The following is a 21,454-nucleotide window of genomic DNA, read 5'->3' as shown; positions in this document are numbered from 1 at the left end:
TCGGATGATCGGGTTCGGTGATCGGGCTCAACGGCCGGACCCGGTGACAGGGGTCCGGTGATCAGTAGGCCTCGGAGAGGGAGCTCTCCGCGTTGGCCTTGTCGTACTCGCGGTCGGAGATGATGACCTTCTCCGGGATGGCCTGGCCGTCGAGGAACTTCTGGGCGGTCGCGAAGGCCAGGGCCCCGAAGCGGGGGTTGGACTCGACCACGCCGACCAGCCAGCCGTCGGCGATGGCCTGGACCGCGCCGCGGGTGCCGTCGATGGAGACGATCTGGACGTCGCCCGCCTTCTTGCCCGCGCCCTTGAGCGCCGTGACGGCACCCAGCGCCATCTCGTCGTTCTCGGCGTAGATGCCGTCGATGTCGGGGTTGGACTGGATGAGCTGCTCGGTGACCTGCTGGCCCTTCTCGCGGGCGAACTCACCGGTCTGCTCGAAGGTGATCTCGATGTCGGGCGCCACCTCCTTGATGCGGTCCTTGAAGCCGCTGGTCCGCTCGGTGGTGACGTTGTTGCCCGGCGCGCCGAGCAGGATGGCCACCTTGCCCTTGTTACCCAGCGCCCTGGCCATCTGGTCGGCGGCGCGCTTGCCCTGCTCGACGAAGTCGGAGCCGATGAAGGTCAGGTAGTCCTTGCAGGGTACGGCGTTGATCTTGCGGTCGATCGTGATGATCGGCACCTTCTTGGCGGCGGCCTGCTGCAGGACCGGCTCCCAGCCGTCGGAGTTGAGCGGGGCGATCACCAGCAGCCGCGCGCCCTGGGCGATGAGCTGCTGTACGTCGCTGATCTGCTTGGAGAACTGCGACTGCGCGTTGGTGACCTTGAGGTTGGCGATCCCGAGTTTGGCGGCCTCGTCCTTGATCGACTTCGTCTCGGCGATCCGGAAGGGGTTGGCCTCCTTCTCCGACTGGGAGAAGCCGACCACGGTGGTCTTGAGGTCGAACCTCTGGGCACCGAAGGCGTCGATGGTGCACCCGGCGCCCGCGTCGGCGGCCGGGGTCTGGACGACCTGGCCACCCTGGGTGCCGGAACCGCTCGGCGCGGCGGCGGTCTCCTCGCCCTTCGCGCAACCTGACGTGACGAGGACGGCGGCGGCCAGCAGCGCGGCGACTCTTCCCGGACGACTCGTGAGCAGGGTCATGGTGCCCTCCTGGACAGGACGATGGAACGTCGATGCGCTCGATGTTCATCCGGCCAGGAAACAAATCCGTAAAGAAATGGACATCACTGGGTCACGATTGATCGAATTCGGTCAGATTCGGTCACCGACCTGTCGAAATTCCGATCTTTCCCGATCGTCAGATCCGGGCGACGTGGATCCGCACCCCCCGCCCGGTCAGGTCGTCCAGCACCTCGCGGGGCGCCTCGTCGTCGGTGATCAGGTGGGTGATCTCCTCGGTCGGCACGGTCTGCACCATCGTGTCGACCCCGACCTTGGTGTGGTCGATCAGCACGACCACCTCCTCCGCCGCCGCGGCCAGGGCCCGGTCGACGCTGGCGACCTGCATGTTGGGCGTGGACAGGCCCCGCTCCGCGGTCAGCCCGTTGCCGGAGATGAAGGCCCTGCGCACCCGCAGCCCGGCCAGGGAACGCTCGGCGGCGCTGCCGACCAGGGCGTGGATGGAGCCGCGCAGGGTGCCGCCGGTCATCACCACCTCGACCCGGGGCGAGTCGGTGAGCGCCTGCGCGACCAGCAGGGAGTTGGTCACCACGGCCAGCTCCGTCACCCGGGCCAGGCGGCGGGCGAAGTCCTGGGTGGTGGTGCCCGCGCCGACCACGATCGCGTCGCCGTCCTCGACCAGCGAGACCGCGAGGTCGGCGATGGCCCGCTTCTCCGCGGCCGCCGTCTGCATCTTCTGCGAGTACGTCGGCTCGCGGGACAGCTCACCGGGGAGCGTGGCGCCGCCGTGGTGCCGGTTGAGCAGGCCCTCGGCCTCCAGCGCCCGCAGATCGCGGCGGACCGTCACCTCGGACGACTGCACCGACTGGGCAAGATCCCGGAGGGAGACCGCGCCGTTGGCACGAACCAGCTCAAGGATGCGCTGACGGCGCTCCGCGGCGAACACGGGACGACGATACTCCGCCTGGCCCGAACTCTCTCCCCCACTTTTCACGACCGACCCCATCTGCTTCGAACCACGTGATCTGAGCCGATCATAATCGGTCGTCGAGCGACAACCTGGGCCGGGAGCAGGGTTTCTTCCCGCTCACGGGCATGCTCCCCGAGCCGGGCATCGTGGAACCCCGCCGGGACGACGCCGCCCCGGTCACCGCGGAAGAGCGGGAAAGGACGGGCGCCCCGGTCACCGTACGAACGCCTTCATGCGCCTTGTGCACCCTCATGCGCCTTGTGCGCCTTCGCGCCGCCGAGGTCCCGCCGCCTGCCGGGGGCGAAGCCTGCCGCCGTGTTTCAGGAAGGCCGTACCTACCTGTCGGTGGCGTTCCGGCGAGGTCCGTCGGCGCGCTCCGGGTGGGCCACGCTCATCTACCGGCCTCGGCGCGCAGCTCGGCGAGGAGCTCGCCCTGCTCGGCGAGAACCTCGGCCAGGATCGATCGCGCCACGGACATCAGGTCGGCCAGGTCACGGGTGGACAGGGCGTAGACGACGGTGGCGCCGTCCCGGGTGGCGGTCACGACTCCCGCGCGGCGCAGCACGGCGAGCTGCTGGGAGAGGTTGGAGGCCTCGACGTCGATGGCGCTCAGGAGGTCCCGCACCGGCAGGGGGCCGTCCTGGAGAAGCTCCAGCACCTGGACGCGGACCGGATGGCCGATGGTACGGAAGAGTTCGGCCTTGGCCTGGTGCAGCGGCACCGGCATGATCACACAGCTCCGGTGGCAGGCCCGCCACCGGCGTACCGTACGTCGACGCCGTGCTGGTCGGCGATGCGCAGCAGGTTTTCCAGCCGCCCGGACAGGACATCGATCGCGTGATCGTCGAAGGCCTGGCGCATGAGCTCCAGCTCGCCGTCGACATCGGCGATGCGTGCCCGTAGCTCCGCCGCGAACTCGCTCATGTCCCCCCACCTCCCGTGGATCAGGTCACTCCCCGGCGTCTGGTTTATCGGCACACCATTCCTCATGATGTGGCAAATTGCATAATTCTTCAAATCGTAATGACGTTGGCTATGATGGCGAAGGCCGTTTTCCAACAGGGCCCGCGGCCGGTTCGAGCCCGATCGATGACGGATCGACCGCGAAGCGGGATACTTGGTACGGCTACCGCAGGCTGACCTGCGGCGTCAGAGCGCGCCAGCCGGCGATGCGACAGTGACGAGAGGCCGAGCACGGCCTGCGCGAGGGAGTACAGCCAATGGGACGGGGCCGAGCCAAGGCTAAGCAGACGAAGGTTGCGCGCGAGCTGAAGTACAGCAGCCACAGCATGGATCTTGACCGGTTGCGCAAGGAGCTTGGCGCCGGTGACGATCCCGCGCCGGAGAGCGAGGCCGACGACCCCACCGGTGAGCCGACCGGCAGGTAACACCGCGGGCGGGCCATGACCCCCGCCCGGCCGCCGTGGCGCCGGTGGAGCTCGCGGAGCTCGACTCCGGGGTCCCACGGCCCCGGTCGCGTGGCGCTGCCCGCGAGGGTTCCCCCGGCACATCGACCGGCATGCCGATTGACGTACTCGATTGACACGCCGATCGGCCGGTGAACGCCCGTGGGGCGTCCGCCGCCCGAGGGCGAATTCCGCGCAACATCCGGCAACATCATTGAGGCACCCGCCCGGGGCTGCCTACCGTCACGGTTGTGCGTACCGCAACGCCGCGGTCACGCACTCCCGGTCAGCGCGTCGACGGAGAGCTCTGGCGGGTCCCACACATCCCATGGTGACCGGCTACCCTTCCCCCGCCGGGCACCGGGATCTGCCAGGTCACACGCCGTGGCCCCGGGACGAATCGCCGATCGCGCGAGGGCGTGCCTCGCGCGGGCGGAAAGTCTCCCCGGGCCACGGCCACCATTGCCCACACCGAGCCCCGGAGTCCTTTGGGTCTCCGGGGCTCGGCGGGCCTCCGGGGCTCCGCCCGGCCCGCGGAGATCTCCAGCTCTCGGGGGCTCCGGCCTCGGCGGGCCTTCGGCCCTCCGCCCGGCCCGCCGAACCGCGCCACAGGGCACAGAAACCTCCAGCCCTCCGGATCCTGGCTCTTCACCTGACCCGCCGAGCCACGCTACGGCGGGTCCCGGCTCTTCGCCCGGCCCGCCGAACCGCGCCACGGGCCGACACATGTCCCGACCTGTCCGGTTATGCTGGCTGGTCCAATGGACCCGAGCGGGTGGAGTTCCCGATGACGATCTCCTGGCGGACGGCCGAGGCCGCCCCGCGAGCCGTGCCCGGCGGCGACGGGCCGCGGCACGCGCGGGCCGGGACCTTCCCGCCGGAGGAACGGTGACGAACCGCTACGGGCCCCAGTTCGGGCCCGACATCACCTTCCTCGGCGTCGAGCGATGCTCGCTGGAGGACCCCGCGAGCTACGCGGGTGCCGACATCGTGATCGTGGGGGCGCCGTTCGACGGCGGCACCTCGCATCGGCCCGGCGCGCGCTTCGGGCCGCAGGCGATCCGGATGACCGACTACCTGCCGCACGACGGGGCGCGTCCCAGCCTGGCGCTGCGTACCGACGGGCTGCGCGACCTGCGCGTCCTGGACGCGGGCGACGTCGAGATGCCGCCCGGCGACATCCTGGCGTCGCTGGCCGCCCTGGAGGCCGCCGTCGAGAAGGTCGCCCGCTCGGGGGCCATCCCGGTAATTCTGGGCGGTGACCACTCGATCGCCTTCCCCGACGCCAAGGGGGTGGCGAACGTCCTCGGGCACGGCCGGATCTCCATGATCCACTTTGATGCCCACGCGGACACCGGGGACATCGAGTTCGGTTCGCTGTGGGGACACGGGCAGCCGATGCGCAGGCTCATCGAGTCGGGGGCGCTGCGCGGCGACCGGTTCCTGCAGATCGGCCTGCGCGGTTATTGGCCGCCGCCGGAGACGCTGGACTGGATGGCGGACCGGGCGATGCGCTCGTACGAGATGACCGAGATCGTGCGTCGCGGCCTGGACGAGTGCCTGACCGAGGCTTTCGCCATCGCCGTCGACGAGTGCGACGGCGTGTTCCTGTCCGTCGACATCGACGTGTGCGATCCGGGCCACGCGCCGGGCACGGGAACCCCGGAGCCCGGCGGCATCACCGCGCGCCAGCTCCTGGACTCCGTACGGCGCGTCTGCCTGGAGCTGCCGGTCGTGGGCGTCGACGTCGTGGAGGTCAGCCCGCCCTACGACCACGCCGACATCACCGCCGCGCTGGCCAACCGCGTGGTCCTTGAGGCGTTGAGCGCCATCGCCAGGCGGCGGCGCGACGCCCGGGACGGGACCGCGTGGAACCCGCTGCTGCCGCTGCTCGCCGAGCGCCCTGACCGCGGGTCCGGTCCGCTCGACCGGCCGGACCGCTGACCCGGGGCCACCCGGTCCTTCAACGGTCGTCACCGGATGGGCCTCCGGCGGTCGCCGCGGGCTCTAGCGGGTTCTCGGGCGGTTGCCCCACTTGGGCTTGCGGAACAGGTCGCGGCGCTCCAGCAGGTAGACGAGCTTCGAGGCCGCGGTCCTGACGGCCTCCTCGTGGCGGTGGCGCTTCTGCGGGACGACGGCGCTCCAGCGTTCGAGCAGGAGGGCGATCTCCTCGGCGAGCTCGCCGATCACCCGGTAGCGGGTGCTGAAGGCGTAGAGGTCGCCGTGCACCTCGTTCACCAGGTCCTCGTCGACCCGGTGGGCGAGCGGCCTGACCCTCCTGAGGATCCCGGCCTCCATCGCCGGGGTGACCGGTGCCCGGCGGGCGTCGCCCTCGGGCACCATGATGAGGGCCCGGACCCGCGCGACGGCCAGGGCGCGCTCGGCCTGCGGGGTCGCGGGGTGCTCGGCGAGGTCCAGGAGGCGGCGGAGGGTCTCCTGCGTCTTGTCGTCGAACATGGAAAACCCATTCCGCCTTCGCGTCCCCGTTGTCGCCGGACCGGGAGGGAAGGTCTCGGCGTCGGCACCCGCGCGTGCCGCGCACGTGCGATCACATGCTATTCGACCCGATGGGCCCCAATGAGCGGGACGCGTACCGGTGTGACCCGTGAGCGCGGGGTGAGGTGAGCAAGTCCCCGGGAGGTGCCAAGCACCGCCGCGTATCGGAACGCAAGGCGCCGCACACCGTCACACATCGGAACATGAGATGCCCGGCGAGCGCGAACGGCCACCGGCGCCCCGGGTCCCCGAGAGGTGTCATGCACCCCCGCGTACCGTCATACCGGACCCGGCACGAGGTGTCGTGCACCGGAACCCGAGCGGGCGGCCAGACGATGGTAGGTGCTGCGGGGGCAGGTTTCCCGCCTTTCGCCTAATCCGGTATTCGACGGCCTCTCGGCTCGGCTTTTTGCGCAAATAGCCTCACTTCTCCTTTTTTCTGCGAATACAGTCCAGCTTTGTCGGACGGCGCCCCCTTCTCGGAAGGGTGGAGGAGAGTGGACGGGGTGGCTCACAGCCATGGATCCGATCGGTGACGATCTGCTCAGAACCATCAAGCCCGAACTCGGGTACCGGGAGGGGTCCGGCCAGCACAGCAAGTTCGGCGAGTGGTACGCGGTCAACGTGGCCCAGGACCCGCAGTACAAGACGGCCCCCTGGTGCGCGATGTTCATCGCCTGGGCTGCGGAGAAGGCGGACGTGCAGGAGTACGTGGGGCAGTTCGCCTGGACCCCGTCGCAGGCCCGCTGGTTCGAGACCAACGACGCGTGGACGCGGACGCCGGAGCCGGGGGCCCTGGTCTTCTTCGACTGGTCCGGCGGCAAGGACATCGGGGGGATCGACCACGTCGGCATCGTGGAGAGCGTGAGCGGTGGAACGATCCACACCATCGAGGGAAACGTCGACAAGGTCTGGCTGAAGCGCAAGACCCGCGACCAGAGCAAGGTCGTCGGCTACGGGCTGCCGCGCAAGGTCAAGGAGAAACTGGCCGGTACCCCGGGAGGGGACGACGCCGCCCCGCAGGCGGCCGGGCGGATCGAGATCCGTCCCGCGCTCGCCCCGGGCGCGACGGCTCCGTCCGGTACGCCGGGAACGCCCCCCGTCTCCGTGGAGACCGCCGCGATCGCCGGGCTGCTGATCCTCATCCTCGGCACGACGTTCGTCCTGTCCCGGCTGCGCCCGCACGACACCCGGAGCCCCCGCGTCACGGCCGGACGGCACCGCAGGAGGAACGGGCGGCGGGAACGGGCGGACCTGTGGCCCGGTGTGACGCTCCCGGTCGCCGAGACACTCCCCCGCCCGGAGACCTCCCCGGCCTGGAAGGCTCTCCCCGGTCCGGAGACGCCCCCGGTCTGGAAGGCGCGTCCCCGGACCGGGGTGCCCCACCCGGGCGGGCGGCCGGACAATGCACCTCGGGTCCGCGAGCCGATCCGGGTGAGCAGGCCGAGCTGGGCGTGTGAGCCGTACCGCGCGGGCCTGCGGAAGCGCGCCGGGGGCACCGAGGTCCCCGGCCGTACCGGCACGGACCTCGGAAAGGAGGCGCGCGCCGCGTGACAGGTCCCGGCCCGAAACCGGACAGGGGCCGCCGACCGCCACAGGTTGCTTAATAAGGTTAGGCAAAGCTAAGTTGCTGGGGAACGGCATTCCCCCAGCGAAGGCGGCACGATGACAGCGGGCGGCGAGCGGACCCTTGAGCGCGCGGCGGATGTTCCGGCCTATCGCGGCCACCGGGTGGAGGTCCTGCGGACGGCGCGGCTCAGCCCCAGCTTCGTCCGGGTCACCTTCGGCGGCGAGGACCTGGCGGGCTTCGCCGACAGGGGCTTCGACCAGCGGGTCAAGGTGATCCTCCCCCTTCCCGACGGCGGCTTCACCCCGCTGGGCGACGGAGACGACTGGTACCAGCGGTGGCGGGCGCTCCCCGAGGAGCTGCGCAACCCGATCCGCACCTACACCGCCCGAGCCGTACGGCCCGAGTCGCGCGAACTCGACATCGACTTCGTCCTGCACGGCGAGACCGGCCCCGCCTCCCGGTGGGCGACCCGCGTCTCCCCCGGTGACCGGGCCGTGGTGGTCGGCCCCAACGCCGCGTACCCGGGTCCCGTCGGCGGCCAGGAGTGGGCCCCGCCCGCCGGGGCGTCGCACCTGCTGCTGGCCGGGGACGAGACGGCCGTGCCCGCCATCGCCACGATCGTCGAGTCGCTCTCCGGCTCCGTGCGCGTCACGGCGCTGCTGGAGGTCCCCGGGGCCGCCGACGCGCTCGCGCTCGACGTCCGTCCGGGCGTGAAGGTCACCTGGCTGCCGCGCGAGGGAGCCCGCCACGGCGACCTGCTCATCCCGGCCGTACGCGACACCCTGGCCGCGCTCGCCGGTGAGCGCGCCGTCACCGGCACCGCGAACCCGCTGGAGGACGTCGACGTCGACGCGGAGATCCTCTGGGAGGTCCCCGAGTCCTCGGGGGACTCGGGGGGCGGCGGCCTGTACGCCTGGCTGGCGGGCGAGGCGGGCATGGTCAAGCTGCTCCGCCGCCACCTGGTCCAGGAGGTGGGTGTCGACCGCTCCTCGGTGGCCTTCATGGGCTACTGGCGGCTGGGACGCTCGGAGAGCGCCTGAGCGCCTGAGCCCGGTGTCCGGGGCACGCCCCCCGGACGATCAGGCCGAGGTGGGATCGTCCGGGGCTCGTTCATGACGAACTACGATTGGTGCAGAATACGCACGCTTTGTCCATCACATGTCACCATATGTCACCGTTTGTCAACGCGGCGGGCGAAGCCGTGACACAACCATGACACGGCGAGGACGAGGCGCGCACACGGCCGGTCGACAGTGGACGGGGTTGACCGGCGGACGAGTTACGGGGGCGTGCTGTGAAACTCGGGGGCGTGTCGCGAGTGCTGCTGATCGAGGACGACCCGGCCGTACGGGAGGGCCTTGAGCTGGCCCTGACCCGGCACGGGTACCGGGTGCGCGCGGTGGAGTCCGGCGAGCAGGGGCTGGACCGGATGCGCACGGATCCTCCCGACGTCGTCGTGCTCGACCTGATGTTGCCCGGCATGGACGGGTTCGAGGTATGCCGCCGCATCCGGGCCTCCGGCCAGGTACCGATCATCATGCTGACCGCGCGCGGCGACGACATGGACGTGGTGGCCGGGCTGGAGGCGGGCGCCGACGACTACGTGGTCAAACCGGTGCAGCCCAGGGTGCTTGAGGCACGCATCGGCGCCGTGCTCCGGCGGATCGGCCGGGAACAGGCGGAGCTGGAGCGGCACGGGGACCTGACCATCGACCGGGCCGGGATCGTGGTCGCCAGACGCGGTGTGCCGGTGGACCTCGCCCCGACCGAGCTGCGCCTGCTGCTTGAGCTCTCCGGCACGCCGGGCCGGGTGCACAGCCGCCAGCAGCTGCTGGAGTCGGTGTGGGACCACGGGTACTTCGGCGACTCGCGCCTGGTGGACGCGTGCGTGCAGCGGTTGCGCGCGAAGATCGAGGACGACTCGGCGGCGCCCGTCTACGTGCAGACGGTACGCGGGTTCGGGTACCGGTTCGGGCCGGTGTGAGCCGCCGGTGATCCCCCGGCCGAGCCTGGGACTGCGTGCCCGGCTGCTGTTCGCCTTCGCGCTGCTGTGCGTGGTCACCTCGGCGGCGGTGGCGGGCGGGAGCTACGTCCAGGCCCGCAACGCCATCCTGCAGAGGACCCAGGACGCCGCGGTGCAGGCGATGGCCGGTCGCCTGGAGGCGCTCTACCCGTTGCGGAGCGCGACACCGGGCCCGGCCGAGCTCGACGAGATCGCCACGGCCGGGGCCGACCAGAACAGCTTCGCGGTCGCCGTCTACCGGGGGACGCAGTCGCCGATCCCTCCGCCCCTGGCGCCGGGGCACCTGAGACCGGGCGGAAAGGCCCGGATCCTGGATCTCGGGATGATCTCACCGGGGTTGCGGCAGGTGGTGGCCGGTGGCCGTACCGCCTGGCAACGTGTGGTGTGGCAGGGCGAGCCCAACCTGGTCATCGGCATGCCGATGCTGATCATCGAGCGGGACCGGACGACGCGGGTGTCCGGCATCGAGGTCTACAGCGCGCGCAGCCTGCTTTCCGAACAGCACAGCATCGACGAGCTCGCCGCACGTGCCTGGCTCATCGGCGGGGCGGCCCTGGCGTTCGCGGTCGCCCTGGCGTCGCTGGCCACCCGTGGCGTGCTGGGCCCGGTCCGCGAGCTCGGCCGGGCGGCACGCCTGCTGGGCGAGGGCGAGCTGCGGACCAGGATCGCGGTGCGCGGCTCCGACGAGCTGGCCGACGTGGCGCGTACGTTCAACAACACCGCCGCGGAGCTGGAACGGCTCGTCGGGCAGCTGCGCGAGATGGAGGCCGACGCCCGCCGGTTCGTGGCCGACGTGTCCCACGAGCTGCGCACCCCGCTGGCCGCGCTCACCGCGGTCGCCGACGTCCTGGAGGAGGAGGCGGCCCGGCTGCCCGAGCCCGCCGACAGGGCCGCCAGGCTGGTCAGCCAGGAGACGCTCAACCTCACCTCCCTGGTGAACGACCTCATCGAGATCAGCAGGTTCGACTCCGGCGTCGCGGCCCTCGCGCCGAACGAGGTCGACGTGGCCGAACTGGTACGCGCGACCCTGCGCGTCCGGGGCTGGTCGGAGCGGGTGCGCACCGAGGTCCCCCCCGGGGTGACGGCGCGGCTGGACCCGCGCCGGGTGGACGTCGTCCTCGCGAACCTGGTCGGCAACGCCCTGCGGCACGGCGAGCCACCGGTGTCGGTACGGCTTCGCGCCGACCCGGACTGGATCGCCCTTGAGGTCCGCGACCACGGACCGGGACTGGACGAGGCGGTGCTTCCGCACGTGTTCGACCGGTTCTACAAGGCCAGCGCGGCCAGGGCCAGGTCCGAGGGCAGCGGCCTGGGCCTGGCCATCGCGCGGGAGAACGCGCGCCTGCACCGAGGCGACCTCACCGTCGCCAACGCCCCGGACGGCGGCGCCGTGTTCACGCTGCGCCTGCCACGCCGGGCACCCGACCAGGACGGAGGCCCCGGATGAGGACCGGACTCGCCCGCGTGCTCGCCGCGGGCCTCGTATCGCTCGTCGCCGTGACCGGCTGCGGCGTGCAGCCCAGCGACGTCATCCTCGCCGGTGCCCCGCCGAGCGGACGCGTCGCACCGGCCATGGCGACCACCCTCTATCTGGTGAAGGATGGTCGGCTCGGCGCGGTGACGCGGCCCGGTGGTCCTCCGCTGTTCCCGGCGGACACGCTCGCGCTGCTGGCGAACGGACCCACCTCGGGGGAAAAGGCGCGCGGATTCACCACCGAGGTCCCGCCCGAGGCCAGCCTGTTCTCGGTGACCGCCAAGCCGGACGGCCACCTGGTGGTGACCCTGTCCACCCCGGCCGACGAGCTGTCCCCGCTGGCCGTCGGGCAGATCGTGTGCACGGCCGCCGCCACGGCGCCGGGCAGCTCTGTCCAGGTCACCGTCATCGGCGCCGGGCAGAGCGTCGGCCCCCAAAGCTGCCCGAAGTGACGCGCCGTACAGGAACGCCGTACAAGAACCCGGAGTGACACGTTGTGAAAAAACCCGGAGTGACGCGCTGTGCAAGAACACGGCCAAGGGCGCCCTGGCCGGGCGCCATGGAAAACGCGGCCGAGGGCGCCAGTCGGCAGCACCGTGAAAGAACGCGACCGAAGGCACGCCAGCCTGTCGGACGCCCTGGAAGATCGCGATCGAGGGCGTGTCAGCCGGACAGCGCGAAGCCCGCCGCCGCCTCCGCGTGCAGCCGGGCGCTCGGCAGCAGCGGGACGGCGGTGTCCTTCTCGGTGATCAGGAGCTCGATCTCCGTACAGCCGAGGATGACCCCTTCGGCCCCGTCGGCCGCGAGGTCGGCGATGATCCGGGCGTACGCGTCCCTGGATGACTCCCGGAGCACCCCGCGCACCAGCTCGTCGAAGATCACGCGATGGGCCAGTTCCCGCTGCTCGCGCCGAGGGACGACCACGTCGAAGCCGTGGGCGGCCAGCCGGTCCCGGTAGAAGGGCTGCTCCATGGTGAAGCGGGTGCCCAGCAGGCCGACCTTGCGCATCCCCCTGGCCTGGACCTCCGCGCCCACGGCGTCGGCGATGTGCAGCACGGGCACGCTCGCGGCCCGCGCCACGTCGTCGCTCACCCGGCTGAAGGTGTTGCTGCAGACGAGCAGGACCTCGGCGCCGAGAACCTCCAGTTTCCTGCCCGCGTCGGCCAGCAGCGTGCTCACCTCGTCCCAGCGGTCGGCGAAGACGAGGTCCTCGACGGTCGTGTAGTCGACCGACCAGATGAGGCTGTTGGCGGAATGGCTGCCGCCGAGCCGCTCGCGTACCCGCTGGTTGATGACCTGGTAGTAGATCACCGTAGATTCCCAGCTCAGTCCGCCGATGAGACCTATGGCGCGCATGGAGCTCCGTTTCGACAGCCGGTGGCGGTCCAGCCACCGGTCCGGTTGGGTGGTGCGTCCCGGCCCCTCGGTGACGCTCCGGCGGTCAGGCACCGGCCAGCGCACGGGCGCAGGCACCGAGCCCGATCTCGCTGGATGCCTTGACGAACACCACGTCCCCCGGTTCGAGAAGCGCGGTGGCGAGCCTGAGGGCCCCGGCCACGTCCTCGACGGTGTGGACGGCCACCCCCCGGTCCGCGGACTCCGCCGCCTCCGCCATCGCGAGCGGATCCCCCGCCCCGACCGCGATCAGCACGTCGAGGCGGAGGTCGGCGACGAGCCTGCCCATCTCCGCGTGCCGGGCGCGGGAGGCGTCCGCCTGCTGCCCCATCGCGCCGAGCACGGCGACGGTACGGCGGGTGCCGGCCAGGGCCCGCACCGCCCGCAGCCCGGCCCGCATGGATTCGGGGCTGGCGTTGTAGGCGTCGTTGACGACGGTGACGCCGTCGGGCCGTTCGACGATCTCCAGTCGGCCCGAGGAGCGCCGCCGCGCGGCGGTCAGCCCCTCGGCGATCTCGGCGACGTCCAGGCCGAGCGCGGTGGCGACGGCGGCGGCGGCCAGGGCGTTGCCCACCTGGTGCTCGCCGATGAGGTCGAGCCGGACCGGGGCGCGGCCGGAGGGCGTCACCAGCTCGAACGCGGTTCGCGCGCGGCCGGTCATCCGCACGCCTTCGGCTCGCACCCGCGCCTCCGCCGACCTGCCGTACGACAGGATCCGGGCCCTGGTGCGGCCCGCCATGCCCATGACGTACGGGTCGTCGGCGTTGAGCAGGGCGAACCCGTCCGCCGGAAGCGCCTCGACCAGCTCGCCCTTGGCCTCGGCCACGTCGGCCGGCCCGCCGCCCATGCGCTCCACGTGCGCGGTTCCGACGTTGAGCACCAGCCCGACCCGGGGCGGTGCGATCCCGGTCAGGTACGTCAGGTCGCCCTTCCGGCCCGCGCCCATTTCCAGTACCAGGTACCGGGTGGTGGCGTCGGCGCGCAGCACGGTGAGCGGGAGCCCTAGCTCGTTGTTGAACGACCTGTCGGTGGCGACCGTCGCGGCGTGCCGTTCGAGCACCTGGGCCAGCAGGTCCTTGGTGGTGGTCTTGCCCACCGAGCCGGTCAGGCCGATCACGGTCGGGCCGATGTGTCCGAGCAGGTGCCTAGCCAGCAGGCCGATCGCGAGCTGGACGTCCTCGACCACGAGGGCGGGTACGCCGACGGGCCTTGAGGCCAGCACGGCGACGGCGCCGCCCGCGACGGCACCGGCCGCGTGGTCGTGGCCGTCGGCGCGGGCGCCGACCGTCGCGGCGAACAGGCCGCCGGGCACCACCTCGCGGGAGTCGACCGCCGAGGGCGCCGTCACCGCCACCCCGGGGTCGCGCACGTCGTACAGGCTCGCGCCGACGACCCGGGCGATCTCGGCCAGCGTCATGGGGATCATGAGCCGCTCCTGGCGAACGCGAGGTCGATGAGGCGGCGCAGCAGGTCCGGGTACGGGACGCCGCTCGCGGCCCAGGCCCTGGCGTAGACGGAACGCGAGGTGAAGCCGGGCATGGTGTTGATCTCCAGTACGTACAGGCGTCCGGTGTCCTCCTCGTAGAGGAAGTCGGCGCGGGACAGGCCGTAGCCGCCGATCGCCCGGAAGGCGCGCAGGGACAGCTCGCGCACGTCCTCGGCCACCCGTTCCGGCAGTACGGCGGGGATGGCGGCGATCTCGGCCCGGCTGAGGTACTTGGCCTCGTAGTCGAGCCAGTCGCCGGGCACGATGAGCTCGCCGGGCACCGAGGCGTCCGGGGTGTCGTAGCCGCCGAGCACGCCGCAGATGATCTCGCGCGCGGTCACGCCCTGCTCGACGACGACCATCCGGTCGTAGGCCAGCGCCAGGTCCACGCCCGCGCGCAGCTCCTCCATGGAGGTGACACGCGAGATGCCGATGGAGGAGCCCATCCCGGCCGGTTTGACGTACATCGGCCAGTCGAGCGACTTCACCAGGCCCCAGTGGTCGGTGGTGGTGCGCCATTCGTACTCGGTGAACCACACGTGCGGGGTGACCGGAATGTCCTCCGCCAGGAACGCGCGCCGCATCGCGACCTTGTTCATGGCCACGGCGGAGGCCATGACGCCGCAGCCCACGTACGGGATGCCCAGCGTCTCCAGGTGGCCCTGGACGACGCCGTCCTCGCCGAACGGCCCGTGCAGCACGGGGAAGACCACGTCCGCCAGGTCGCGGCGCAGCTCCACCGGCCACCTGCCCCGCCGGTCGATGATGACGGCGACGGGCTCGTACAGATCCCTCGGCAGGGCGTTGAGCACGGCCTGCGCCGACTGCAGCGACACCTCGTGCTCGGCGGACGGCCCACCCGCCAGCACAGCCACGCGTACGCGTTCGGTCACGATCGATCAGCCTTCCTCGGTGGCGCGGAGACGACGGGCGCCGGTCAGTCCGTCCACTGTCGGCCGGTCGTGTCCTCGCCCCGTCAGCGCCGTGTCATGGTTGTGTCACGGTCGCGGGCTACAGCCCCGTGTACTCACCGGCGTGGTCCACACCGGGGTGGGGCCGTCGTCGCGGTGGCCTGCCGCCACGGTCCGGGCGGTACTCGAAGTGCCACCACTCGTTGTCGTAGATGCGGTACAGGTCGTGGCGGGCGCCGTGTTCCTCCAGCCAGCGCGCGCCCTCATGGGGGCGCACGTCCAGCGCGACGCCCTTGACGTGGCTGGATTCCGCCGGTGGCAGTACGAGCATGCGTGCCAGCGCCGGGGAGCCGGAGCGGCGCACCTCCTCGTCGAACATCCGTTGCTGGACGTGGGGGTCGCGGTATCCGGAGGTGAGGCCGATGAGCTGGCCGTGACGCCAGAGCGCCCGGGTGCGCGCCGCGGTGAACGCCGTCAGGGCGCCGTCGGTGAGCCCGGTGAGGTCCTCGGCGGGGAATCGCATCCGCAACGCCCAGCCGCAGGCCAGCTCGCGGGCGCGGCCGGGACGCCGGACGAACGCCGCGGGCAGCAGGAACACGGCGAGCACCAGCGTGGCCGCGGCGTACAGCCGGTCACGGGGCCGGGACGGGATCGTGCGTGGCTCGTTCATGACGAACCACGATCGGCACCGGATATGCGCGCGTTGTCCGCCGAATGTCACCGTTTCCCGACGGCGGCCACCGTCGGCGGGACCGTGACACGACCATGACACGGCGCCGACGAGGCGAGCACACGCGGCCGACAGCGGACCGGGGCTTTCGGCACCGCCGGACGAGCCGGGCCGGGCCGGGGCCTGCCATCTCTCCGGCAAGTTTCCGCGCCGTTCTCTTTGCCGGGACGCGCCTGGTGTCCGCGGTGGTTTCCGGGGAGGATTTCAACCAAAGGCGCATACAAGGAGGATTCACACCACAGGCGCGGGAGCGATGTCGATCATCGGGAGGCGACGGTGACATGACGGCACTTCCGGCGATCTCGGAGGTGCGTGCGCGTCCGGTCGTCGTCCCCATGACACGGCCCCTGCGTACCGCGTCGGGGTCGATGACGGCCGCCCCCCTCGTCCTGCTCGATGTGATCACCGAGGGCGGGGTGACCGGGCACTCCTACGTCTTCGCCTACAGCCCGGCGGTGCTCCCGGCCCTGACCTCGATCGTCCGCGAACTCTCCCCCGAACTGGCCGGCGGGCCCGTTTCGCCGGTGCGGCGGATGCGGGAGCTCCAGGCGCGGTTCCGGCTGCTCGGGATGCAGGGGCTGGTCGGCATGGTCGCGTCGGGGATCGAGATGGCGCTCTGGGACGCCCTCGGCAAGCTGACCGGCCAGCCCGTCGCCTGCCTTCTCGGTGGCGAGCCCGTGCCGCTGCGGGCCTATGACAGCTACGGCATGATGGACCCCCGGCGAGAGGAGCGGGCGCTGCGCGGCTCCGTCGAGAACGGGTTCCGGGCGATCAAAATCAAGATCGGCTATCCGGACGCGGCCCGCGACGTGGCGGTCGTACGGCGGGTTCGCGAGATCATCGGACCCGACGTCGAGCTGATGGTCGACTACAACCAGTCGCTCGGCCCGCAGGAGGCCCGCCGCCGCATCGAGCGGCTCCGCGAGTTCGACCTCTACTGGGTGGAGGAGCCGGTCGCCGCCGAGGACCTCGCCGGCCATTCCTACCTGCGGCGCACCACCGGCGCGAGGATCCAGACCGGGGAGAACTGGTGGTTCCCGAACGGGTGCCACGCGGCCATCGCGGCGTCGGCCTGCGACTTCGCCATGTTCGACATCATGAAGATCGGCGGCTTCACCGGCTGGACGCTCGCGGCGGGACAGGCGCAGGCGGCCTCGCTGCCGGTGTCCAGCCACCTCTTCGTCGAGGCGAGCGCGCACGCCATGGCGGTGACGCCCACCGCCGACTGGATGGAGTATCTCGATCTCGCCGGTGCGGTGCTCCACACCCCGTACCGGCCGGTCGACGGCCACGTCACGGCCGTGGGCCCGGGGCTCGGGATCACCTGGGACGAGGACGCGATCGCCCGGTACGCGGTCTGAAGCCGGTCTTCAGGAGACGGGGCTCGCGAGGGGGGTCGGCTCAGGTGATCGCCAGGGGCGTACCCAGGCCTCCTCCTCGCGGCGCACGGGGCGCCCGCAGTGGTCGCAGCGCCCGCCCGCCGTGGTGGCCTGGCCGCAGGTCCGGTGGACGACCCGCATGGGTTCTGCGGGCTCGTCGGGCACGGTGTGCTCCTGACCCCAGGCGGCGAGGGCGCGCAGCACCGGGAGCACGTCGGCGCCCGCCGCGGTGAGACGGTACTCGTTACGGGTACGCCCGCCGTCGCGGTAGGGCACCCGGGTGAGCAGGCCGAGATCGACGAGGCGGCCGAGCCGGGCGGACAGGATGTTGTCGGCGATGCCCAGGTCGGACCGGAAGTCCTCGAAGCGGGTCGTGCCCAAGGTGGCGTTGCGCAGGATCAGCAGCGTCCACCGCTCCCCCACGGCGTCGACGGCCCGGCCGATCGGGCAGGGCGCCCCCACCCGTGCCTTTCGAGCGGTTGCCAAGGCTTTAACCCCTTTCACCCATAACTGGCTTGCGATAAGCAAGTCTACTTCATACGGTTGGCCGTAGACCTAACTATCAAACTGCAAGTTAGAGACGTGTTCGCCGCCTCCGCGGGCGGGAGCGGCGAACACCGCGGTGATACCCACGGCCGGGGAGCGGCTGCCCGGCCAGGAGGGAACAGACGGTCATGCCAGAGCGGAGAACCGAAGCGGACCGGACCTTCCCGCCGGTCGCCGGGGAGACACCGATCGGCCGCCGGACCGACGGCCCGGTCGCGGTGCTGACACTCCAGCATCGGCCCCACAACCTGCTGGACGCCGCCTTCGGCGAGCGGATCGTCGAGGCGCTGCGCTGGGCGTGGGCCCGGGGCGCCCGGGTGGTGGTCGTCGAGAGCGGGCTGCGTCACTTCTCGGCGGGCGCCGATCTCGACGCGATGCTGGCCGCCGCGACGGAAGGGAACGGCGTCCTGGGCTGGCGGCTGCCCGACGTGCTGCGCGCCTTCGACGAGCTCCCGATCCCGATCGTGGCGAGCGTGCACGGAATCTGCGCCGGAGGCGGGCTGGAGGTGGCGCTCGCCTGTGACCTCATCGTCGCGAGCGAGTCCGCCAAGCTGGGATCGGTGGAGGCGGCCGTCGGCCTGCATCCCCTGATGGGCGCCGTCCAGCGGATCACCCAACGTGCCGGTGCCGCGCGGGCGAAGGAGATGGCCATGCTCGGACGCCGCTACGACGCGCGCACGATGGAGCGCTGGGGAATCGTCAACCGGGTCGTCGCGGACGAGCGGCTGAGCGCGGCGACGATGGCCCTGGCCCGTGAGCTGGCGGCGGGGCCGACGGTGGCGCACGCGGCGACGAAGAGGCTGGTGTCGATCGCCGTCGACCAGGGCGTCCGCGCGGCCGACGAGGCCATGTCCGAGATCCAGGAACCGATCTTCCGCTCCGCGGACTTCCGTACCGGGGTGGAGTCGCTGAACCGCGACGGCCCCGGCCGGGCGCGCTTCAGAGGGTGTTGACCGTGTCCGCACCGTTGACCGGCATCCGTGTCGTGGACTTCTCCCGGGTGCTCGCCGGACCGCTCTGCGCGCAGACACTGCTCGAACTCGGAGCCGAGGTCGTCAAGGTGGAACCACCGGGCGGCGACCTGTCCCGGCAGGCGTTCCCCCGCGAGGCCGAGATCTCCGGCTACTACGCCCAGCAGAACGCCGGAAAGCGCGACGTCTCCATCGATCTCAACGCGCCGGGCGCGCGGGAGGTGGCGCTGCGCCTTGCGACCGCGCGGACGTGATCGTGGAGAACTTCCGGCCGGGGACGCTGCCCTCGTTCGGGCTGGACTACGCCACCGTCGCCGCGCGCAACCCGCGCGTCGTCTACGCCTCGATCAGCGGCTACGGCCAGCACGGCGCGTGGCGTTCCCGGTCGGCGTACGCGCCGACCATCCAGGCCGAGACCGGCGTCACCAAGATCACCATGGACCGGTTCGGCACCCCCGGGGGAACGCCGCGCACCGACTCGCTGTCACACGCCGACGTCTACTCCGGGCTGCACGCCGCCATCGCCATCCTGGCCGCGCTGGAGCACCGGCACCGCACCGGCCGGGGCCAGTACGTCGACGTGGCCATGGCCGCGGTCATGTTCTCGATCAACGAACGCGTTCACGCGGACCTGTCGGACCGCGACCTCGGGGCGGAGGTCCCGATCCTGGGTGCCACGGACTGTCCCTTCTTCGTCGGTCCGGAGGGAGAGACCTTCGTCAGCCCGATGAGCCTGGTGGGCAGCGCGTCGTTCCCCCTCTACCTCGCCGCCATGCGGCGCTCCGACCTCGCCGACGACCCGCGGTTCCGGACGCCCGAAGCGCGACGGGAGCACCTGGACGAGCTGCACGCCGTCGTTCAGGAATGGATCTGGACGTTCGGCGACATGGCCTCCCTGGACGCGCAGCTCGACGAGGCGAAGATCCCCACCGGGCGGCTGCGCACCGTCGGCGAGTTCGCCGGCGGCCGGTGGGCACGCGAGTGGGCGGCCACGCGTACGGTTCCCGACCGCGACGGCGGCCGGATCACGGTGCCGGGGGCGCCCTGGCACTTCAGCGCCACCGACGAGCCCGGCCTGTCAGAACCCGGCTCATCAGAACCCGGCTCACCGGAGAGAGTGCCCGCCCGGCAGGGCGAACACAACGACGACGTCCTGCGTGAGCTGGGATTCGCCGAAGGCGAGATCGGTTCTCTGCGGCGCCTGGGCGCGCTCGTCGAGCCCGGCCGGAACGAGGGAAACGGGAGCGGCCGGGCGAACGACTCCGAACGGACTCACCCGGTAGACCGCCGCGGTGCCCCTGTTCCTCGCGCTCGCCGGAGCACCGGCAGCCACGAGACGACACCGGAGAGATCATGACTCAGCGAACAGACACCAGGGTCCACACCGTCACACACGAGGTGAGCCGCCTGACCGTCGGCGTCCCCACCCCGTTCCAGGAGTTCCGTGAGCACTACGAGCGCGCCGTCCCCGCGTTCGACGCCGACCGCTTCGAACGGCTCGTCAGGGACGACGCCGACTGGGACACCGTCCTGCGGGCGACGGCCGAGAACGCGCCGCACGACTTCCTCATCTACTGGAGCTTCGAGGCCATGCCGTTGATGGGGCTGGCCGGAGACCGCTGGCTGTGCGTGGAGTACCTGATGGGCAACCACACGATCGCCCAGCGGATGTTCCACCACGATCCGGCCGTCCTGCTCTACGCGCCACTGCGTACCGCGATCTACGAAGACGCGCAGAGCACGACCTGGTTCACCGTGGACCAGCCGAGCACCCGCTTCTCCAGCTTCGGCGACCCGGACATCACCGAGGTCGGCCTGGAGCTGGACCGCAAGCTCGCCGCCCTGCTGGAACACCTCGACGCTCCGGTACCCGCCGAACTCGTCCGGGGACGGGCCTCCCATGGGTGAGGGCCCTGTCGCCTTCCGCCCGGCGCAGCCTTCCGCCCTGCCCACACCGCCCGCCGCCCGCGGGCGCGCCGTCGCGGCAGAGACAGCGGAGGCGGCGGAGGTGAGGGCGGAGTGAGGATCCTGGTCGTGGGCGCCGGCGCGACCGGCGGCTACTTCGGGGGCAGGCTCGTCCAGGCGGGCCGGGAGGTGACGTTCCTGGTCCGGCCCGGACGGGCCCGCCTGCTGCGCGAGCGCGGACTGCGGATCACGGGGTTGGGCGAGGAGACGACGCTCACCCCGGAAACGATCCTGGCCGGTGAGATCACTTCGCCCTTCGACCTGGTCCTGCTCACGGTGAAGGCCACCGGGCTCCGGGGGGCGGTGGAGGACCTGGCGCCCGCCGTCGGCCCGGACACGCTGATCCTGCCCGTCCTGAACGGCATGCGCCACCTCGACGACCTGGCCGGACGCTTCGGTGACCGCGCGGTGCTGGGCGGGGTGGCGATAGTGGCCACCACGGTCGACGCCGACGGCGACGTCGTCCGCCTCGCCGATATGCGGAGCCTGACCTACGGCGCCCGCGCCGCGCCCGCCCCGAGAACGCTGGCCGACGCACACCGCGCGCTCGGCGGCGCGGGGTTCGACGCCACCCTGTCCGGCGACATCATCGGCGAGATGTGGGCCAAGTGGGTGTTCATCGCCGCGACCGGCGCGGTGACCTGCCTGATGCGCGCGACGGTCGGTGAGGTCGCCTCCGTCCCCGGCGGCGTCGAATTCGCCCGGGCGGTGGTCGCCGAGTGCGCGGCCGTCGCCGCGGCGGCCGGCCACGCCGTACCGAGGGAAGAGCTCCAGAACACCCGCGACGCGGTCACCGCGCCGGGCTCCTCCTTCGCCTCCTCCCTGTATCGCGACCTGGCCGGCGGCCAGGGCACCGAGGCGGAGCACATCTTCGGCGATCTCACCCTGCGGGCGCGCCGGCTCGGGGTCGCGGTCCCCCTGCTGGACCTGGTCACACTGCACCTGCGCGTGTACCAGGGCCGCCTCGGAAAGAACCCGTGATCGACGGCCCCGTGGCCGGGAAGGCTCCGCC

At 71.7% G+C, this 21,454-nt stretch carries 21 protein-coding genes and 1 pseudogene; 12 read left to right on the top strand and 10 right to left on the bottom strand.

The features are described 5' to 3' along the window. Positions 1–61: 61 nt before the first annotated feature. The 4 genes from ACW9TB_RS20050 to ACW9TB_RS20035 all read right to left on the bottom strand — a co-directional run bounded on the left by ACW9TB_RS20050 (position 62) and on the right by ACW9TB_RS20035 (position 3,014). Positions 62–1,141 (bottom strand): ABC transporter substrate-binding protein, encoded by a 1,080-nt coding sequence (locus ACW9TB_RS20050; protein WP_472749539.1) that lies wholly within the window; start codon positions 1,139–1,141, stop codon positions 62–64. 157 nt (positions 1,142–1,298) lie between these two features. Next, on the bottom strand, positions 1,299–2,126 hold the full coding sequence (locus ACW9TB_RS20045) for a DeoR/GlpR family DNA-binding transcription regulator (RefSeq protein WP_389911379.1): 828 nt from the start codon (positions 2,124–2,126) through the stop codon (positions 1,299–1,301). 355 nt (positions 2,127–2,481) lie between these two features. Beyond that, positions 2,482–2,817: an ArsR/SmtB family transcription factor gene (locus ACW9TB_RS20040; RefSeq protein WP_472749538.1), complete on the bottom strand. Its 336-nt coding sequence runs from the start codon at positions 2,815–2,817 to the stop codon at positions 2,482–2,484. Between the two features lie 2 nt (positions 2,818–2,819). Next, positions 2,820–3,014, bottom strand: coding sequence for a hypothetical protein (locus ACW9TB_RS20035; protein WP_472749537.1), 195 nt, complete (start codon positions 3,012–3,014; stop codon positions 2,820–2,822). A 296-nt stretch (positions 3,015–3,310) separates the two neighbouring features. Here ACW9TB_RS20035 and ACW9TB_RS20030 point away from each other — a divergent pair, with 296 nt between their 5' ends. Both ACW9TB_RS20030 and speB read left to right on the top strand, forming a co-directional pair. Continuing rightward, a complete protein-coding gene (locus tag ACW9TB_RS20030) occupies positions 3,311–3,478 on the top strand; it encodes a DUF3073 domain-containing protein (protein WP_350946212.1) in 168 nt (55 codons plus the stop codon). 906 nt (positions 3,479–4,384) lie between these two features. Next, positions 4,385–5,440 (top strand): agmatinase, encoded by a 1,056-nt coding sequence (gene speB, locus ACW9TB_RS20025; RefSeq protein ID WP_472749536.1) that lies wholly within the window; start codon positions 4,385–4,387, stop codon positions 5,438–5,440. A 63-nt stretch (positions 5,441–5,503) separates the two neighbouring features. Here the strand turns inward: speB and ACW9TB_RS20020 are convergent, their stop codons facing one another. After that, positions 5,504–5,953, bottom strand: a complete 450-nt coding sequence (locus tag ACW9TB_RS20020; RefSeq protein ID WP_472749535.1) for a hypothetical protein — start codon at positions 5,951–5,953, stop codon at positions 5,504–5,506. Positions 5,954–6,511: 558 nt separating this feature from the next. Between ACW9TB_RS20020 and ACW9TB_RS20015 the strand changes: the two genes are divergently transcribed. The 5 genes from ACW9TB_RS20015 to ACW9TB_RS19995 all read left to right on the top strand — a co-directional run bounded on the left by ACW9TB_RS20015 (position 6,512) and on the right by ACW9TB_RS19995 (position 11,511). Beyond that, the gene (locus tag ACW9TB_RS20015; protein WP_472749534.1) at positions 6,512–7,546 is read left to right on the top strand and encodes a CHAP domain-containing protein; all 1,035 of its coding nucleotides are present in this window, start codon (positions 6,512–6,514) and stop codon (positions 7,544–7,546) included. 111 nt (positions 7,547–7,657) lie between these two features. Next, on the top strand, positions 7,658–8,602 hold the full coding sequence (locus tag ACW9TB_RS20010) for a siderophore-interacting protein (protein WP_472749533.1): 945 nt from the start codon (positions 7,658–7,660) through the stop codon (positions 8,600–8,602). Positions 8,603–8,871: 269 nt separating this feature from the next. After that, positions 8,872–9,546, top strand: coding sequence for a response regulator (locus ACW9TB_RS20005; protein ID WP_472749532.1), 675 nt, complete (start codon positions 8,872–8,874; stop codon positions 9,544–9,546). Positions 9,547–9,553: 7 nt separating this feature from the next. Continuing rightward, positions 9,554–11,032 (top strand): ATP-binding protein, encoded by a 1,479-nt coding sequence (locus tag ACW9TB_RS20000; protein WP_472749531.1) that lies wholly within the window; start codon positions 9,554–9,556, stop codon positions 11,030–11,032. Further along, entirely contained in the window at positions 11,029–11,511 is a 483-nt protein-coding gene (locus ACW9TB_RS19995) for a GerMN domain-containing protein (RefSeq protein WP_472749530.1), read from the top strand. Before ACW9TB_RS20000 ends, ACW9TB_RS19995 begins: the two co-directional genes overlap by 4 nt. Positions 11,512–11,722: 211 nt before the next feature. Here the strand turns inward: ACW9TB_RS19995 and ACW9TB_RS19990 are convergent, their stop codons facing one another. The 4 genes from ACW9TB_RS19990 to vanY-N all read right to left on the bottom strand — a co-directional run bounded on the left by ACW9TB_RS19990 (position 11,723) and on the right by vanY-N (position 15,521). After that, entirely contained in the window at positions 11,723–12,415 is a 693-nt protein-coding gene (locus ACW9TB_RS19990) for an aspartate/glutamate racemase family protein (protein ID WP_472749529.1), read from the bottom strand. Between the two features lie 85 nt (positions 12,416–12,500). Continuing rightward, positions 12,501–13,880 (bottom strand): UDP-N-acetylmuramoyl-tripeptide--D-alanyl-D-alanine ligase, encoded by a 1,380-nt coding sequence (locus ACW9TB_RS19985; RefSeq protein WP_472749528.1) that lies wholly within the window; start codon positions 13,878–13,880, stop codon positions 12,501–12,503. Continuing rightward, the gene (locus ACW9TB_RS19980) at positions 13,877–14,833 is read right to left on the bottom strand and encodes a D-alanine--D-alanine ligase family protein (protein WP_472749527.1); all 957 of its coding nucleotides are present in this window, start codon (positions 14,831–14,833) and stop codon (positions 13,877–13,879) included. Before ACW9TB_RS19980 ends, ACW9TB_RS19985 begins: the two co-directional genes overlap by 4 nt. Before the next feature lie 118 nt (positions 14,834–14,951). Further along, positions 14,952–15,521, bottom strand: coding sequence for a D,D-peptidase/D,D-carboxypeptidase VanY-N (vanY-N, locus tag ACW9TB_RS19975; RefSeq protein WP_472749526.1), 570 nt, complete (start codon positions 15,519–15,521; stop codon positions 14,952–14,954). 341 nt (positions 15,522–15,862) lie between these two features. Here vanY-N and ACW9TB_RS19970 point away from each other — a divergent pair, with 341 nt between their 5' ends. After that, positions 15,863–16,942 (top strand): enolase C-terminal domain-like protein, encoded by a 1,080-nt coding sequence (locus ACW9TB_RS19970; protein ID WP_472749525.1) that lies wholly within the window; start codon positions 15,863–15,865, stop codon positions 16,940–16,942. Positions 16,943–16,951: 9 nt separating this feature from the next. Here the strand turns inward: ACW9TB_RS19970 and ACW9TB_RS19965 are convergent, their stop codons facing one another. Beyond that, complete coding sequence (locus ACW9TB_RS19965) at positions 16,952–17,446, bottom strand: winged helix-turn-helix transcriptional regulator (RefSeq protein ID WP_472749524.1); 495 nt, start codon at positions 17,444–17,446, stop codon at positions 16,952–16,954. 188 nt (positions 17,447–17,634) lie between these two features. Between ACW9TB_RS19965 and ACW9TB_RS19960 the strand changes: the two genes are divergently transcribed. From ACW9TB_RS19960 to ACW9TB_RS19945, 4 genes and pseudogenes are all read left to right on the top strand, one after another. Beyond that, positions 17,635–18,459 carry an enoyl-CoA hydratase/isomerase family protein gene (locus tag ACW9TB_RS19960; RefSeq protein ID WP_472749523.1) on the top strand — a complete coding sequence of 275 codons (825 nt, stop codon included), beginning with the start codon at positions 17,635–17,637 and terminating at the stop codon, positions 18,457–18,459. Next, positions 18,453–19,834 (top strand): annotated as a pseudogene (locus ACW9TB_RS19955) (CaiB/BaiF CoA transferase family protein). Before ACW9TB_RS19960 ends, ACW9TB_RS19955 begins: the two are co-directional and overlap by 7 nt. After that, positions 19,831–20,385: a DUF302 domain-containing protein gene (locus tag ACW9TB_RS19950; protein ID WP_472749522.1), complete on the top strand. Its 555-nt coding sequence runs from the start codon at positions 19,831–19,833 to the stop codon at positions 20,383–20,385. The pseudogene ACW9TB_RS19955 and the gene ACW9TB_RS19950 overlap by 4 nt, the downstream one beginning before the upstream one ends. 111 nt (positions 20,386–20,496) lie before the next feature. After that, positions 20,497–21,423: a ketopantoate reductase family protein gene (locus tag ACW9TB_RS19945; protein WP_472749521.1), complete on the top strand. Its 927-nt coding sequence runs from the start codon at positions 20,497–20,499 to the stop codon at positions 21,421–21,423. The last annotated feature ends 31 nt before the right edge of the window (positions 21,424–21,454 follow it).

It is taken from the genome of Streptosporangium sp. H13245 (assembly GCF_055690525.1).
This window is presented reverse-complemented; position numbering and strand designations above follow the sequence as displayed.